Annotated in this window: 11 protein-coding genes and 1 tRNA gene; 8 read left to right on the plus strand and 4 right to left on the minus strand. The window is 60.3% G+C overall.

Annotated elements, in window-relative coordinates; all coding sequences use genetic code 11:
* The 7 genes from asnB to AC1RB9_RS09255 all read left to right on the plus strand — a co-directional run bounded on the left by asnB (position 1) and on the right by AC1RB9_RS09255 (position 8,917).
* Positions 1–1,884: an asparagine synthase (glutamine-hydrolyzing) gene (gene asnB, locus AC1RB9_RS09225; RefSeq protein ID WP_023082221.1), complete on the plus strand. Its 1,884-nt coding sequence runs from the start codon at positions 1–3 to the stop codon at positions 1,882–1,884.
* Entirely contained in the window at positions 1,881–3,032 is a 1,152-nt protein-coding gene (locus tag AC1RB9_RS09230; RefSeq protein WP_003452713.1) for a glycosyltransferase family 4 protein, read from the plus strand. Before asnB ends, AC1RB9_RS09230 begins: the two co-directional genes overlap by 4 nt.
* A gap of 43 nt (positions 3,033–3,075) precedes the next feature.
* Complete coding sequence (locus tag AC1RB9_RS09235; RefSeq protein ID WP_003452711.1) at positions 3,076–4,206, plus strand: glycosyltransferase family 4 protein; 1,131 nt, start codon at positions 3,076–3,078, stop codon at positions 4,204–4,206.
* Complete coding sequence (locus tag AC1RB9_RS09240; RefSeq protein WP_016253165.1) at positions 4,203–5,165, plus strand: UDP-glucose 4-epimerase family protein; 963 nt, start codon at positions 4,203–4,205, stop codon at positions 5,163–5,165. The genes AC1RB9_RS09235 and AC1RB9_RS09240 overlap by 4 nt, the downstream gene beginning before the upstream one ends.
* Positions 5,165–6,202 (plus strand): MraY family glycosyltransferase, encoded by a 1,038-nt coding sequence (locus AC1RB9_RS09245; protein ID WP_003452706.1) that lies wholly within the window; start codon positions 5,165–5,167, stop codon positions 6,200–6,202. Before AC1RB9_RS09240 ends, AC1RB9_RS09245 begins: the two co-directional genes overlap by 1 nt.
* A gap of 197 nt (positions 6,203–6,399) precedes the next feature.
* Entirely contained in the window at positions 6,400–8,397 is a 1,998-nt protein-coding gene (locus AC1RB9_RS09250; RefSeq protein ID WP_003122257.1) for a polysaccharide biosynthesis protein, read from the plus strand.
* A 190-nt stretch (positions 8,398–8,587) separates the two neighbouring features.
* Positions 8,588–8,917, plus strand: coding sequence for a ComEA family DNA-binding protein (locus AC1RB9_RS09255; RefSeq protein WP_003104586.1), 330 nt, complete (start codon positions 8,588–8,590; stop codon positions 8,915–8,917).
* Positions 8,918–8,989: 72 nt separating this feature from the next.
* Here AC1RB9_RS09255 and AC1RB9_RS09260 read toward each other — a convergent pair.
* Together AC1RB9_RS09260 and AC1RB9_RS09265 are read right to left on the minus strand one after the other, a co-directional pair.
* A tRNA-Asn gene (locus AC1RB9_RS09260) sits at positions 8,990–9,065 on the minus strand.
* A gap of 68 nt (positions 9,066–9,133) precedes the next feature.
* Positions 9,134–10,330: an amino acid aminotransferase gene (locus AC1RB9_RS09265; protein WP_003104588.1), complete on the minus strand. Its 1,197-nt coding sequence runs from the start codon at positions 10,328–10,330 to the stop codon at positions 9,134–9,136.
* 187 nt (positions 10,331–10,517) lie between these two features.
* Between AC1RB9_RS09265 and uvrB the strand changes: the two genes are divergently transcribed.
* Positions 10,518–12,530 carry an excinuclease ABC subunit UvrB gene (uvrB, locus tag AC1RB9_RS09270; protein ID WP_003104590.1) on the plus strand — a complete coding sequence of 671 codons (2,013 nt, stop codon included), beginning with the start codon at positions 10,518–10,520 and terminating at the stop codon, positions 12,528–12,530.
* A gap of 3 nt (positions 12,531–12,533) precedes the next feature.
* Here the strand turns inward: uvrB and AC1RB9_RS09275 are convergent, their stop codons facing one another.
* The gene (locus AC1RB9_RS09275) at positions 12,534–14,093 is read right to left on the minus strand and encodes an MDR family MFS transporter (RefSeq protein ID WP_003104591.1); all 1,560 of its coding nucleotides are present in this window, start codon (positions 14,091–14,093) and stop codon (positions 12,534–12,536) included.
* On the minus strand, positions 14,083–15,117 hold the full coding sequence (locus AC1RB9_RS09280) for an HlyD family secretion protein (protein WP_003452704.1): 1,035 nt from the start codon (positions 15,115–15,117) through the stop codon (positions 14,083–14,085). The genes AC1RB9_RS09275 and AC1RB9_RS09280 overlap by 11 nt, the downstream gene beginning before the upstream one ends.
* Positions 15,118–15,167 lie beyond the last annotated feature (50 nt).

A 15,167-nucleotide genomic window follows, 5' to 3' on the forward strand; every position in this document is an offset into this window, starting at 1 on the left:
ATGTGTGGTATCGCTGGCTTCTGGAATATTACGGGAACTCTCCTAGGGGATAATGCACGTGTGGCCCGGCAGATGGCTGCCGCCATACATCATCGTGGACCGGATGAGTCGGGGATTTGGTACGAGGCTCCGCGCGCCCCGATACTTGTCCATGCGCGTCTTGCGGTTCTGGAGCTTTCCCCCGCAGGCAGCCAGCCCATGCACTCCGACTGTGGTCGGTATGTGCTGATTTACAATGGCGAGATATACAACCATCTGGCTCTTAGGGCTCGCCTGAGCGAGGCAGGTGTAACACATTCCTGGCGTGGCGGATCGGACACCGAAACCTTATTGGCATGCTTTGCCCAATGGGGCGTGGAGAGTACCCTCAAGCTCACCGTGGGTATGTTCGCTCTGGCCTTGTGGGATCGACAGGAGAAAACAATTACTCTGGCTCGTGATCGAATGGGCGAAAAGCCTCTCTATTGGGGCTGGCAGAATGGCGTGCTTTTTTTTGCATCCGAACTGAAGGCCCTGAAAGAACATCCGCTTTTTAGGGGGGATATTGATAGAGATGCCTTGGCCCTATTTCTACGATATGGTTATGTCCCGGCTCCCTATAGTATTTATAAAGGTATCGGGAAGCTAAGGGCAGGGAGCTATTTGGTCCTATCGGAACGTTCATTGAACGAGACCTGCGAACCTGCTGCCTATTGGAGTGCGAACGCCGCGATAGAAGAGGCTCTCTCCAATCCATTCCAGGGAACGGATGCCGAGGCAGTTGATCTTCTGGAAAGCCAGTTGAGAACTAGCATATCGGATCAGATGGTCTCTGATGTTCCTTTGGGAGCTTTTCTGAGCGGTGGGGTGGATAGTAGTACGGTCGTGGCGCTGATGCAGCAGCAGTCCTCACGCCCTATACGGACATTCTCTATTGGCTTTGATGAGCCTGGGTATGATGAGGCTGTTTACGCAAAGGCGGTTGCAGAACATATCGGTACCGATCATACAGAGCTCTATGTCAATTCAAAAGATGCTCTAGATGTAATTCCATCTTTGCCAAAGATCTACTGTGAGCCATTTGGTGACAGTTCGCAGATACCAACCTTGATTGTCAGTGGATTGGCCAGGCAGCAAGTTACTGTTGCGCTGAGTGGAGATGGTGGTGATGAACTGTTTGGCGGCTACAATCCCTATCAGTTTACTCCCCGTGTCTGGCGCATGCTGGAGCGATTTCCTCATTCCATGCGGCGTTTCGCATCGGCTTTTGCTCAGGACTTACCTTTACCTGACAAGTTGGGGAAGCTGCGTGACGTATTTGCTTCGAGGACGGCCGAGGAGCTTTTCTATCGATTGAACAGTCACTGGAGAAATCACGAATACCCGGTCATAGGTGCAAAGGGTCACACGGCACTATTGGATACTCCAGAAAGATGGCCAAGGGTGGACTCGTTCCAGCACTGGATGATGGCCATGGATGTTCAGGGCTACATGCCTGACGACATTCTGGTGAAGGTAGACAGAGCAGCGATGGCTAACAGCCTGGAAACCCGGGTTCCACTGATAGACCATCGCGTGTTCGAACTGGCTTGGCGCATGCCGTTGCATATGAAGATTCGCAATGGAAAAGGAAAGTGGTTGCTTCGTGAAGTCTTGTATAGGCATGTTTCGCGAGAGCTCATAGAGCGGCCCAAGAAGGGGTTTTCCGTTCCTGTCTCCGATTGGCTGAGAGGCCCTCTGAAAGAGTGGGCTGAATCGCTGCTTGATGAGCGACGCCTTCAGCAAGAAGGTTATTTGGATAGTAGGTTGATACGCAGGATCTGGAACGACCACTTGGCGGGAAGGCGGGACCACTCAAGACGCCTCTGGAGTGTTCTCATGTTCCAAGCGTGGTTGGAGTCATGACCACAGTAAAAGTTATCCACGTGATAGCCGGCCTGAAGAAAGTCGGCGGTGCTGAGCTAATGCTCAAGCGGTTGATCGAGACTCAAAATGGCGGCAGTGAATTCGAACATTCGATTATTTCACTGTCTGATCTTGGTGAGTTTGGGCAGGGTCTGATTGAGGCTGGTATATCTGTTGATGTGCTTGGCATGACCTCGATGAGGGATATGCCTCGGGTGCTCCTTCGTCTGATAGGGATATTTCGTGAAAGGAGGCCCGATATAGTCCAAACATGGATGTATCATTCCGATCTTCTTGGTGGATTGGCTGCCAGAATGGCCGGTATTGGCGGGATTATATGGGGAGTCCGCACGACCGACCTTCAAGAGGGCGGCAAGAGTACGACTGTTCTGGTACGGAAGGTGTGTGCCTGGCTATCCGGATTCTTGCCAAAATATATTGTTTGCGCCGCCGAGGCCTCAAGGCGCTCACACATTGCTGTTGGCTACAACGCAAGCAGGATGCTGGTCATTCCCAACGGTTTCGATCTCACTCGCCTGCAGGCGACCGACGAACAGCGGTCCGCTATCAGGAGTGAATCTGGTATAGAGGCCAGCGATATCGTGATTGGCAGTCTAGGCAGATTCCACCCGGTAAAGGATCATGCTTCCTTTGTCGCAGCTGCCGGTCTGCTGGCTCCACGTTATTCGCGCTTGAAGTTTCTTTTGGTGGGACGGGAGCTGCTGTCTTCCAATGCTGAATTGCAGCGCCTCATCGAAGCTACCGGGTATGCGGAGCGCTTCATCCTGCTTGGAGAGCGGCAAGATGTAGCTTCGTGTCTGAAAGCCATGGATATCTTCTGTCTGCATTCTCGCACGGAGGGATTCCCCAATGTTCTTGGTGAAGCCATGGCCATGGGATTGCCTTGTATTACCACTGATGTGGGGGATGCGGCTTATTTGCTAGGTAACGACGGTGTCGTCGTTCCGGCCTTGGATCCGAATGCGCTCGGCAAAGGTATCGAGGATCTCATTGCGTTGGATGTCGAGGGTCGTCGGGCACTTGGTGAGGCTGCAAGACAGAGGATTTACTCGAACTTCACGATGGCCAGTGCCTCTCAGCGTTTCATGAGTCTGTATCGCGACATTCTTGTAAAAAGAAAAGCTTGACGAGCTTGAAGGTTATGTTTGTAAAACGCATCGAGGAGTTTGCATGAAGCCGGTATTGTTGATGATAGTGAACGACCCGGCTTTCTTCATGTCTCACCGTTTACCGGTCGCTGTCGGAGCCCAGCAGGCTGGTTTCCAGGTACATATCGCCACACGCCCTGGTGAAGCGGTGAAAAAGATCGTCTCCCAAGGTTTTCTGCATCATGAATTGCCACTGTCCAGAAGCGGAAAAAATCCTTTTTCAGAGCTGTATCTGCTGACTTATGTCTGGCGCCTTTTGTGGAGATTGCGGCCTGATGTTTTACACCTGGTTACCATCAAGCCGGTAATCTATGGCGGTATCGCCGCACGCTTGGCGCCGGTGAAGGGGGTCGTGGCGGCCGTTTCCGGACTTGGTTTCGTTTTCATGGCCAAGGGTCTGAAGGCCTGCGCGTTTCGTGCCTGTGTCGCCTGGCTTTATCGGCGGGCTTTGGGCAAGAAAAAGTTGCGTGTCATCTTTCAAAATCCCGATGATCGGGACGCGCTGATCGGCCTGGGTGCGATCACTTTTGAAAAGTCCGTCCTGATTCGCGGTTCGGGGGTCGACCTGACGCAGTACCAGCCGGCCCCGGAAAGCCCCGAAACGCCGGTGGTCACATTGGCGGCTCGGTTGCTCAGGGACAAGGGTGTGCTGGAATTCGTCGAAGCGGCAAATATCCTTAGGCAGCGCAGCGTACCGGCACATTTTCAACTGGTCGGAGACCTGGATCCTGGGAACCCCACCAGTATCGAGCCGTCCGAACTAGAGCGTTGGCGTAGTGAAGGCACGATCGAGTGTCTTGGTTATCGCCAGGATATCGCGTCTGTCTTCGCCCGTTCGCATATAGTCGTTCTGCCTTCTTATCGTGAAGGGCTTCCCAAGGTCCTGGTCGAGGCGTCGGCGTGCGGGCGTGCGGTTGTGACGACCGATGTACCGGGTTGCCGGGATGCAATCCAGGCTGATGTTACGGGCCTGCTCGTGCCGGTGCGTGATTCTGCTGCTCTGGCGGATGCCATTCAGCGTCTTATTGAGTCGCCAGAGTTGCGCAAGAAGATGGGAGCTGCTGGGCGAGCGTTGGCAGAGCGTGATTTTGCGATCGAAAGTATCGTCCAACAGCACCTGGATATTTATCGGGCACTAGGGAGCGGAGCTTGACGCGACATAATGTATTGGTAACGGGGGCAACCGGATTCATCGGGGCCGCGCTGGTCAATAGTCTCTGTTCTTCCGGGCAGTACAAGGTTTGGGCCGGGTGCCGCCGAAGAGGTGGGGCCTGGCCTCGAGGGGTTACTCCCTTGCTTCTGGGTGAACTGGGCAGTTCTGTTGTCTGGGATGCGGAGTCGGCCATCGATACGGTGGTTCATTGCGCTGCCCGCGTGCATGTCATGAGCGAGACGGCCTCCGATCCGCTCGTCGAGTTCCGCAAGGCCAACGTTCAGGGGACACTTGATCTGGCCCGGGAGGCCGTATCCCGGGGAGTGCGGCGTTTCATCTTTATCAGCTCGATAAAGGTCAATGGCGAGGGAACTGAGCCCGGTCGGCCCTATACTGCGGACAGTCCGCCCAATCCTGTCGATCCCTATGGCGTTTCCAAACGGGAAGCGGAGCAAGCGCTATTGGATCTGGCGGAAGAGACCGGACTGGAGGTTGTGATCATCCGACCGGTCCTGGTTTATGGTCCAGGGGTCAAGGCCAACGTACAGACCATGATGCGCTGGCTGAAGCGCGGCGTGCCCCTCCCTCTAGGGGCTATTCATAATCGGCGTAGTCTGGTGTCGCTGGATAATCTTGTCGACCTCATCATCACCTGCATCGAGCATCCGGCTGCGGTCGGGCAAGTTTTCCTCGTAAGCGACGGTGAGGATCTTTCCACCACCGAGTTGCTGCGGAGAATGGGACGCGCCTTGGGCGCTCCCGCTCGCCTGCTGCCTGTTCCCGCCAGTTGGATCGGTGCAGCGGCGAAAGTTCTGAACAGGCAGGCATTTGCTCGCCGCCTGTGCGGCTCATTGCAAGTCGATATCATGAAAACCCGCCAAGTGCTTGGCTGGACTCCGCCGGTAGGGGTGGACCAGGCATTGGAGAAAACCGCCCGCTCTTTCCTGGATCGCCAATGATGAATCTATGGTTGTTGTTGCCGGCGGTTGCCGCTCTTTCCCTGCTGTTGACCGCCGGCTTGCGCCGTTACGCGATTGCCCGCAGCTTGATCGATGTACCCAATGCTCGAAGTTCTCACCAGGTGCCGACGCCTAGGGGGGGCGGTGTCGCTATCGTGCTCTCCTTCCTGCTGGCAGTGCTGCTTGCGGCGATATTGGGCGCGGTGAAACCGGATCTGGCCACTGGTATCCTGGGGGCGGGTATTGGGATCGCATTGCTGGGCTTCCTCGACGATCATGGCCATATCGCTGCCCGTTGGCGTTTGCTCGGCCATTTCGCCGGTGCTTGCTGGCTGCTGTACTGGCTTGGAGGTTTGCCTGCATTGGCCTTTTTCGGCCTTGTGGTCGATCTGGGGTGGGTTGGACACATAGCTGCGGCGTTCTATCTGGTATGGATGCTCAATCTCTACAATTTCATGGACGGTATCGATGGGATTGCCAGCGTTGAGGCTGTGTGTGTGTGCGTTGGCGCTGCCCTGCTTGTCGTGGTCAGTGGTGTAGGTTCCGATGAGGCATCCCAGGGCGTTTGGTTGGCGGCGCTGCTGGCAGCCGCGGTGACGGGGTTCCTTTTCTGGAATTTCCCTCCTGCGCGGATCTTCATGGGGGATGCTGGTAGCGGTTTCTTGGGGGTTATCATTGGTGGCCTTTCCCTGCAAGCCGCATGGGTCTCGCCGCAACTCTTCTGGGGTTGGCTCATCCTGCTGGGGGTATTCATTGTTGATGCCACCCTGACCTTGTTGCGCCGGTTGCTGCGGGGAGACAAGGTTTATGAGGCGCATCGCAGTCACGCATACCAGTATGCTTCTCGTCATTACGGGCGTCATCTTCCTGTTACCCTGGCAGTGGGAGGCATCAACATCTTCTGGTTGTTGCCACTGGCACTGCTTGTCGCAGCGGGGAAGATCGACGGCATGCTTGCTTTGTTGATTGGCTACCTGCCTCTGGCGTTCCTGGCGCTCCGTTTTAAGGCCGGAGTCCTGGAATCACGCGCTGCTTGAATGTCCCGGTTGGCTGGAGGCGCGGGACGATTTTCCGGGAACGTATAATATGAAAGGAATGTGCAAGCGATGATCAGTAGTGACTACTGCCGATAGCGTGATTTGGGTTCCGGAATGGTATTTGCCAGACCAAGGAAATGGACTGCCCGGACTTGTTCGGGTGGATGCGGGTGCAGTGAAGGGGGCTGATTAATAGGATGTTGGATAACTTGCGTGGACGCCTCCTGGGATTGCCGCGCCGCCAGAAGCGCATTCTCCAGGTTGCGACGGACATCGGCCTGGTGTGGCTTTCATTGTGGCTGGCTTTCCTAGTGCGTCTCGGCACCGAAGACATGATCGATCCGTTCGGGGATCACGCCTGGCTGTTCATAGCGGCGCCTCTAACCGCCATCCCGCTCTTCATCCGCTTCGGCATGTACCGGGCGGTGATGCGCTACCTGGGCAACGACGCCCTTATCGCGATCGCCAAGGCCGTCACCATTTCCGCGCTGGTCCTGTCGTTGCTGGTCTACTGGTACCGCTCCCCGCCGGCGGTGGTGCCCCGTTCCCTGGTGTTCAACTACTGGTGGTTGAGCATGCTGCTGATCGGCGGCTTGCGTCTGGCCATGCGCCAGTATTTCATGGGCGACTGGTACTCTGCTGTGCAGTCGGTACCATTTCTCAATCGCCAGGATGGCCTGCCCAGGGTGGCCATCTATGGCGCGGGGGCGGCCGGCAACCAGTTGGTTGCGGCATTGCGTCTCGGTCGGGCGATGCGTCCGGTGGCGTTCATCGATGACGACAAGCAGATCGCCAACCGGGTCATCGCCGGTCTGCGGGTCTATACCGCCAAGCATATCCGCCAGATGATCGACGAGACGGGCGCGCAGGAGGTTCTCCTGGCGATTCCTTCCGCCACTCGGGCCCGGCGCCGAGAGATTCTCGAGTCCCTGGAGCCGTTCCCGCTGCACGTGCGCAGCATGCCCGGCTTCATGGACCTGGCCAGCGGCCGGGTCAAGGTGGACGACCTGCAGGAGGTGGACATCGCTGACCTGCTGGGGCGCGACAGCGTCGCACCGCGCAAGGAGCTGCTGGAACGGTGCATCCGCGGTCAGGTGGTGATGGTGACTGGGGCGGGCGGTTCTATCGGTTCGGAACTCTGTCGGCAGATCATGAGTTGTTCGCCTAGCGTGCTGATCCTGTTCGAGCACAGCGAATACAACCTCTACAGCATCCATCAGGAACTGGAGCGTCGGATCAAGCGCGAGTCGCTTTCGGTGAACCTGTTGCCGATCCTCGGTTCGGTGCGCAATCCCGAGCGCCTGGTGGACGTGATGCGTACCTGGAAGGTCAATACCGTCTACCATGCGGCGGCCTACAAGCATGTGCCGATCGTCGAGCACAACATCGCCGAGGGCGTTCTCAACAACGTGATAGGCACCTTGCATGCGGTGCAGGCCGCGGTGCAGGTCGGCGTGCAGAACTTCGTGCTGATTTCCACCGACAAGGCGGTGCGACCGACCAATGTGATGGGCAGCACCAAGCGCCTGGCGGAGATGGTCCTTCAGGCGCTCAGCAACGAATCGGCACCGGTGCTGTTCGGCGATCGGAAGGACGTGCATCACGTCAACAAGACCCGTTTCACCATGGTCCGCTTCGGCAACGTCCTCGGTTCGTCCGGTTCGGTCATTCCGCTGTTCCGCGAGCAGATCAAGCGCGGCGGCCCGGTGACGGTCACCCACCCGAGCATCACCCGTTACTTCATGACCATTCCCGAGGCAGCGCAGTTGGTCATCCAGGCCGGTTCGATGGGGCAGGGCGGAGATGTATTCGTGCTGGACATGGGGCCGCCGGTGAAGATCCTGGAGCTCGCCGAGAAGATGATCCACCTGTCCGGCCTGAGCGTGCGTTCCGAGCGTTCGCCCCATGGTGACATCGCCATCGAGTTCAGTGGCCTGCGTCCTGGCGAGAAGCTCTACGAAGAGCTGCTGATCGGTGACAACGTGAATCCCACCGACCATCCGATGATCATGCGGGCCAACGAGGAACACCTGAGCTGGGAGGCCTTCAAGGTCGTGCTGGAGCAGTTGCTGGCCGCCGTGGAGAAGGACGACTACTCGCGGGTTCGCCAGTTGCTGCGGGAAACCGTCAGTGGCTATGCGCCTGACGGTGAAATCGTCGACTGGATCTATCGCCAGAGGCGGCGAGAACCCTGAGTCATCGTTCTCCGGAAAAGGCCGCCTAGCGGCCTTTTTTGTTTTCTCTGTACGATGTTTCCGGTGCCGGACCAGGAAGCGACTGCTTTGCTGGGGCTGTCGATCCAGGTGCGTTCCACGGCGATAAGGTGGTTTCGTGGATGGGCATGAAGCCCTCTACGTGGTCATTCATCTCTGAAGGAGTGCACCCATGCACCTAATCAAATCCGCTCTGCTTCTCATCCTGTTCGCCTGTCTTCCGTTTTCGGCTTCCGCCGCACCGGTCGCCGTCGCCAAGAATCCGCTGGCCGCAACGACACCTGCGACGACCGTGTCGCCGGGGGAGCAGGTCAATATCAATACGGTCGACGAGGCCGCCCTGATACGGGGGCTCAACGGTGTCGGCGAGGCCAAGGCCAGGGCGATCCTCGAGTATCGTGCGGCCCATGGTCCGTTCGTCTCGGTGGATCAACTGCTGGAAGTGAAAGGGGTAGGCCCGGCGTTGCTGGAGAAGAACCGGGCGCGGATCGTCATCGAGTGAGGTGCGACTGAAGGGGCGAACTTTCGTCCCGATAACGAAAAAGCCCCCGGCATGTGCCGAGGGCTTTGAATTTGGCTCCGCGACCTGGACTCGAACCAGGGACCCAATGATTAACAGTCATTTGCTCTACCGACTGAGCTATCGCGGAACAGCGAGGCGTATGTTACTGATTAAAAAGGGGAAGTCAAGCCTCTCCCGATGACTTCCCCATTTTCCCTACAGGACCTGGACGATGGCCTTGGTGATGGTCTCCAGGTTCGATTTGTTCAGCGCGGCGACGCAGATACGGCCGGTGCTGACGGCGTAGATACCGAACTCGGTCTTCAGGCGCTCGACCTGGTCGGCGGTCAGGCCGGAATAGGAGAACATGCCACGTTGGCGACCGACGAAGCTGAAGTCGCGCTTGGCGCCGTGGGCTGCCAGTTGCTCGACCATCGCCAGGCGCATGTCGCGGATGCGGTCGCGCATCTCGCCCAGTTCCTGCTCCCAGAGGGCCCGTAGTTCCGGGCTGTTGAGCACGGAGGAGACGACGCTGGCGCCGTGGGTCGGTGGGTTCGAATAGTTGGTGCGGATCACTCGCTTCACCTGGGACAGCACGCGGGCCGATTCATCGCGGCTTTCGGTTACGATCGAGAGGGCGCCGACGCGTTCGCCATAGAGCGAGAAGGATTTGGAGAACGAGCTGGAAACGAAGAAGCTCAGGCCCGACTGGGCGAACAGGCGCACCGCGGCGGCGTCTTCCTCGATGCCGTTGCCGAAGCCCTGGTAGGCGATGTCGAGGAACGGCACGTGGCCCTTGGCCTTGAGCACGTCCAGCACCTGTTTCCAGTCGTCCAGCTCGAGATCGACGCCGGTCGGATTATGGCAGCAGGCGTGCAGAACCACGATCGAGCGGGCCGGCAGGGCATTCAGGTCTTCCAGCAGGCCGGCGCGGTTCACGCCATTGCTGGCGGCGTCGTAATAGCGGTAGTTCTGCACCGGGAAGCCGGCGGCTTCGAACAGTGCGCGGTGGTTTTCCCAGCTCGGGTCGCTGATGGCCACGGTGGCGTCGGGCAGCAGGCGCTTGAGGAAGTCGGCGCCGAGCTTGAGCGCGCCGGTGCCGCCGACGGCCTGGGTCGTGACCACACGGCCGGCGGCCAGCAGCTCGGACTCGTTACCGAACAGCAGTTTCTGTACGCCCTGGTCGTAGGCGGCGATCCCTTCGATCGGCAGGTAGCCGCGCGGCGCGTGGGCCTCGATGCGGGCCTTCTCGGCAGCCTGCACGGCACGCAACAGCGGAATGCGCCCCTCCTCGTTGTAGTACACGCCCACGCCCAGGTTGATCTTGCCCGGACGGGTATCGGCGTTGAAGGCTTCGTTCAGGCCAAGGATGGGATCACGCGGTGCCATTTCGACGGCAGAAAACAGACTCATTTTGCGGCTGCTCGGAGTGTGAAGAGAGGAGGGCAACGCAACCCGTTATGCGGGGGCGCAAAGGGTTGCGCAAACGGGGGGTTATTATAGACACCCCTTGATGCATGCGGCGACATTTAGGTGCATGCTTTCAGCTATTTCTGACGCCGGATTTTCCTTGGCGTCACAGCTCCCTGCGAGGTTTTTCATGGATACGTTCCAACTCGACTCGCGCTTCAAGCCCGCCGGCGACCAACCGGAAGCCATCCGGCAGATGGTCGAGGGGCTGGAGGCGGGGCTTTCGCACCAGACCCTGCTGGGGGTGACGGGCTCTGGCAAGACTTTCAGCATCGCCAACGTGATTGCCCAGGTGCAGCGCCCGACCCTGGTCCTGGCGCCGAACAAGACCCTGGCGGCCCAGCTCTACGGGGAGTTCAAGACGTTCTTCCCGCACAATTCCGTGGAGTACTTCGTTTCCTACTACGACTACTACCAGCCGGAGGCCTACGTCCCGTCTTCCGATACCTATATCGAGAAGGACTCCTCGATCAACGACCATATCGAGCAGATGCGCCTGTCGGCGACCAAGGCGCTGCTCGAGCGTCCGGATGCGATCATCGTCGCCACCGTGTCGTCCATCTACGGCCTCGGTGATCCCGCGTCCTACCTGAAGATGGTCCTGCACCTGGACCGCGGCGACCGCATCGACCAGCGCGAACTGCTGCGGCGACTGACCAGCCTGCAGTACACCCGCAACGACATGGATTTCGCCCGTGCGACTTTCCGTGTGCGTGGCGATGTGATCGACATCTTCCCGGCCGAATCCGATCTCGAGGCGATTCGTGTCGAGTTGTTCGACGACGAGGTGGAAAGCCTCTCGGCCTTCGATCCGCTCACCGGCGAGGTGATCCGCAAGCTGCCGCGCTTCACCTTCTACCCCAAGAGCCACTACGTGACCCCGCGCGAGACGCTGCTGGAGGCGGTCGACCAGATCAAGGCCGAACTCAAGGAACGCCTGGACTACCTGCGCAACAACAACAAGCTGGTGGAAGCGCAGCGCCTGGAGCAGCGCACCCGTTTCGACCTGGAGATGATCCTCGAGCTGGGCTACTGCAACGGCATCGAGAACTACTCGCGCTATCTTTCCGGGCGGGCCCCCGGCGAGCCGCCGCCGACGCTCTACGACTACCTGCCGGCCAACTCGCTGCTGGTTATCGACGAATCGCACGTCAGCGTTCCGCAGGTCGGCGCGATGTTCAAGGGCGACCGCTCGCGCAAGGAGACCCTGGTGGAATACGGTTTCCGCCTGCCTTCGGCGCTGGACAACCGGCCGCTGCGCTTCGAAGAGTGGGAGGCGGTGAGTCCGCAGACCATCTTCGTCTCCGCCACCCCGGGCCCCTACGAGGCGGAGCATGCCGGGCGGGTCATCGAGCAGGTGGTGCGTCCCACCGGGCTGGTCGATCCGGAGATCGAGGTACGTCCGGCGATGACCCAGGTGGACGACCTGCTCTCGCAGATCCGCCAGCGTGTGGCCAAGGACGAGCGGGTGCTGGTGACTACCCTGACCAAGCGCATGGCCGAGGACCTCACCGATTATCTCGGCGATCACGACGTGCGGGTGCGCTACTTGCACTCGGACATCGATACCGTCGAGCGAGTGGAGATCATCCGCGACCTGCGCGCCGGTGCGTTCGACGTGCTGGTGGGGATCAACCTGCTGCGCGAAGGCCTGGACATGCCCGAGGTGTCGCTGGTGGCGATCCTCGACGCGGACAAGGAAGGCTTCCTGCGCTCGGAGCGCTCGCTGATCCAGACCATCGGTCGTGCCGCGCGCAACCTGCACGGCAAGGCGATCCTCTACGCCGACAACGTCACCGGCTCGATGCAGCGTGCGATCGACGAGACCGAGCGGCGTCGGGCCAAGCAGATCGCCTTCAACGAAGCCCATGGCATCGTGCCCAAGGGGGTGCGCAAGGACATCAAGGACATTCTCGAAGGCGCCGTGGTGCCCGGCGCGCGCGGCAAGCGCAAGGGCGTGGCCAAGGTGGCGGAGGAGAGCGGGCGCTACGAGAACGAACTGCGCTCGCCGAGCGAGATCAGCAAGCGCATCCGCCAACTGGAGGAAAAGATGTACCAGTTGGCCCGCGACCTGGAGTTCGAGGCGGCGGCGCAACTGCGCGACGAGATCCAGACGCTGCGCGAGCGCCTGGTCAACGTCTGATCCTCAGTGAGCCCCGGCGTCGGCGCGGGTGCCGATGCCGGCCGGCAGCGAGCGGGTCAGCAGCACCGCGAGCATGCTCACTGCGAGCACCATGCCGATGACATGGAAAGCATCGTTGTAGGCCATGATCATCGCCTGCTGGTGGGTGATCTCGCTGAGTTTGCCCAGCGCCGCCTGCTGGCTGCCCAGTTGCGCGGCGAGTTGCGCGAGGCGTTCGTCGACCTGCGGGTTGGTTGGCACCAGGGCTTCGCGCAGATAGTCGAAGTACACCTTGGCGCGACTGTCGAGCAGGGTCGCGAGCAGGGCGATGCCGATGGCGCCGCCGAGGTTGCGCAGGATGTTGAACAGGCTCGAGGCCGAGCCGGCATCCTGTGGCTGCAGGTAGGCGGTGGCGATCAGCGAAATGGTCACCATGATCATCGGCTGGCCGAGGGCGCGCAGTAGCTGGATCTGGTTGAACTGCGGTCCGGCGAAGTCCGGGTTGAGCACCCCGGAGAAGAAGCTGGCAAGGCCGAACAGGCCGAAGCCGGCGGCGCAGAGCAGGCGCGGCGAGACCAGCTTCATCAACTTCGGGACCAGCGGGATCAGGAACAGCTGGGGAATGCCCATCCACATGATCACCTCGCCGATCTGCATGGCGTTGTAGCCCTGGATTTGTGCCAGGTACAGCGGCAGTACGTAGATCGAGCCGTACAGGCCCATGCCCAGACCGATGCTGGAAATGCTCGCGAGGCCGAAGTTGCGGTTGCGCAGGATGCCCAGGTCGATCAGCGGGTTTGGCCGCGACAGTTGCAGGATGACGAACAGGACCAGGCTGAACAGGGCGACGCTGCCGAGGCTGACGATCAGTTGCGACTCCAGCCAGTCCTTGCGGTGACCTTCCTCGAGGAAAACCTGCAGGCAGCCCAGGCCGATGCCGAGGGTGACGATGCCGGCGTAGTCGGTACTCTTCAGCAGTTCCCAGTGCGGCGCCTTTTTCTCCAGGCCGTAGAGCAGCCCGGCGATCATCAACAGGCCCGGCGGCACGTTGATATAGAAGATGTATTCCCAGCCGAAGTTTTCCGTCAGCCAGCCTCCCAGGGTCGGTCCGATGGAGGGCGCGAAGGTGGCGGTGATGGCGAACAGCGCCATGCCCTTCGGACGGTGGTGTTCCGGCAACTTGACCAGGGCCAGGGTGAACGCCAGCGGAATCAGCGCGCCGCCGGTGAAACCCTGCATGGCGCGGAACACGATCATGCTTTCCAGGTTCCAGGCGAACGAGCAGAGCAGCGAGGACACCAGGAAGCCCACCGAGATCATCACCGCCAGGCGGCGTGCCGAGAGCAGCTGCACCAGCCAGGCGGTCATCGGGATCATGATGATCTCCGCCACCAGGTAGGAGGTGGAGATCCACGAGCCTTCCTCGAGGGTCGCCGCCAGCGCGCCCTGGATGTCCTTCAGCGAGGAGTTGGTGATCTGGATGTCGAGCACCGCCATGAATGCGCCGAGCATGGCGCTGAGCACCGCGATCCAGTCGCGCCGGGTCGGTTCGCCAAGCGGCCGGGCCAGCGCCTCAGCGGTCACAGAGCTCGACCTCGGCTTCGACGGACATGCCGGGGCGGATGCGGCCATGCAGCGGGTTGTCGGCCTCGAACACGATCTTCACCGGGATGCGTTGCACCACCTTGGTGAAGTTTCCGGTGGCGTTGTCCGGTGGCAGCAGGCTGAACTGCGCGCCGGAAGCGGCGAACAGGCTATCGATGCGGCCGTCGATAGGCGTGTCGGGGAAGGCGTCGAAGGTCAGGCGCGCCTTCTGCCCGTCGCGCATGCGGCCCACCTGGGTCTCCTTGAAGTTGGCCTGGACCCAGATGTCTTCGTCCGGCACCAGCGACAGCAAATGGGTGCCGACCTGCACGTACTGGCCGTTGCGTGCGCTGCGCTGGCCGACCAGGCCGCTGATCGGCGAATGGATCAGGGTGCGTGACAGGTTGATTTCGGCTTGCGCCAGTTCGGTGCGGGCGCTGGCGATCTGCGCTTCCAGGCGCTTGATCTCGGCGCCCAGGGTGTCGCGCTGGACGCGTTGTGCCTCGAGGTCGGCGCGGGCCTTGGCCAGTTGCGAGCGAGCCACATGGTTGTCGGCGGTGAGGGTGGTGACCCGTTCCTCGGAAACGTAGCCGGGCTTGCGCAAGGCTTCGGCGCGGTTCAGGTCGATCTGTGCGCGACCGAGGGTTGCCTGGCTGGCGTTGACGTCGGCGGCGCTGGCGGCGATCAGGCTGCCCTGCTGCACCAGCTTGCTGCGCGCCTGGGCCAGTTCCGCCTCGCGGGTGGCCAGCGCGGCCTGGGCGCGCTCGACGGCGAGCTTGAAGTCGGCGTCTTCCAGGCGTACCAGTAGCTGCCCCTTGTCCACGTGCTGGTTGTCGCGCACCAGGACTTCCTCGACCCGCGCGCCCAACTGGCTGGCCACCCGCGTGATCTCGCCCTGGACGTAGGCGTTGTCGGTGCTTTCCACGTGGCGGCCGATGAACCACCAGTGCAGGAAGAAGGCCAGGGCGATCAGGCCGACGGCCACCAGGAAGACGGTCAGGCGACGTTTGAGTTGGGCGGGCATGGGTGGAGTGTTCCGTCGGCAAAATTCGGCCAATCTAGCAGTGTTCCGCC

This window comes from Pseudomonas sp. 20-5, assembly GCF_056782835.1.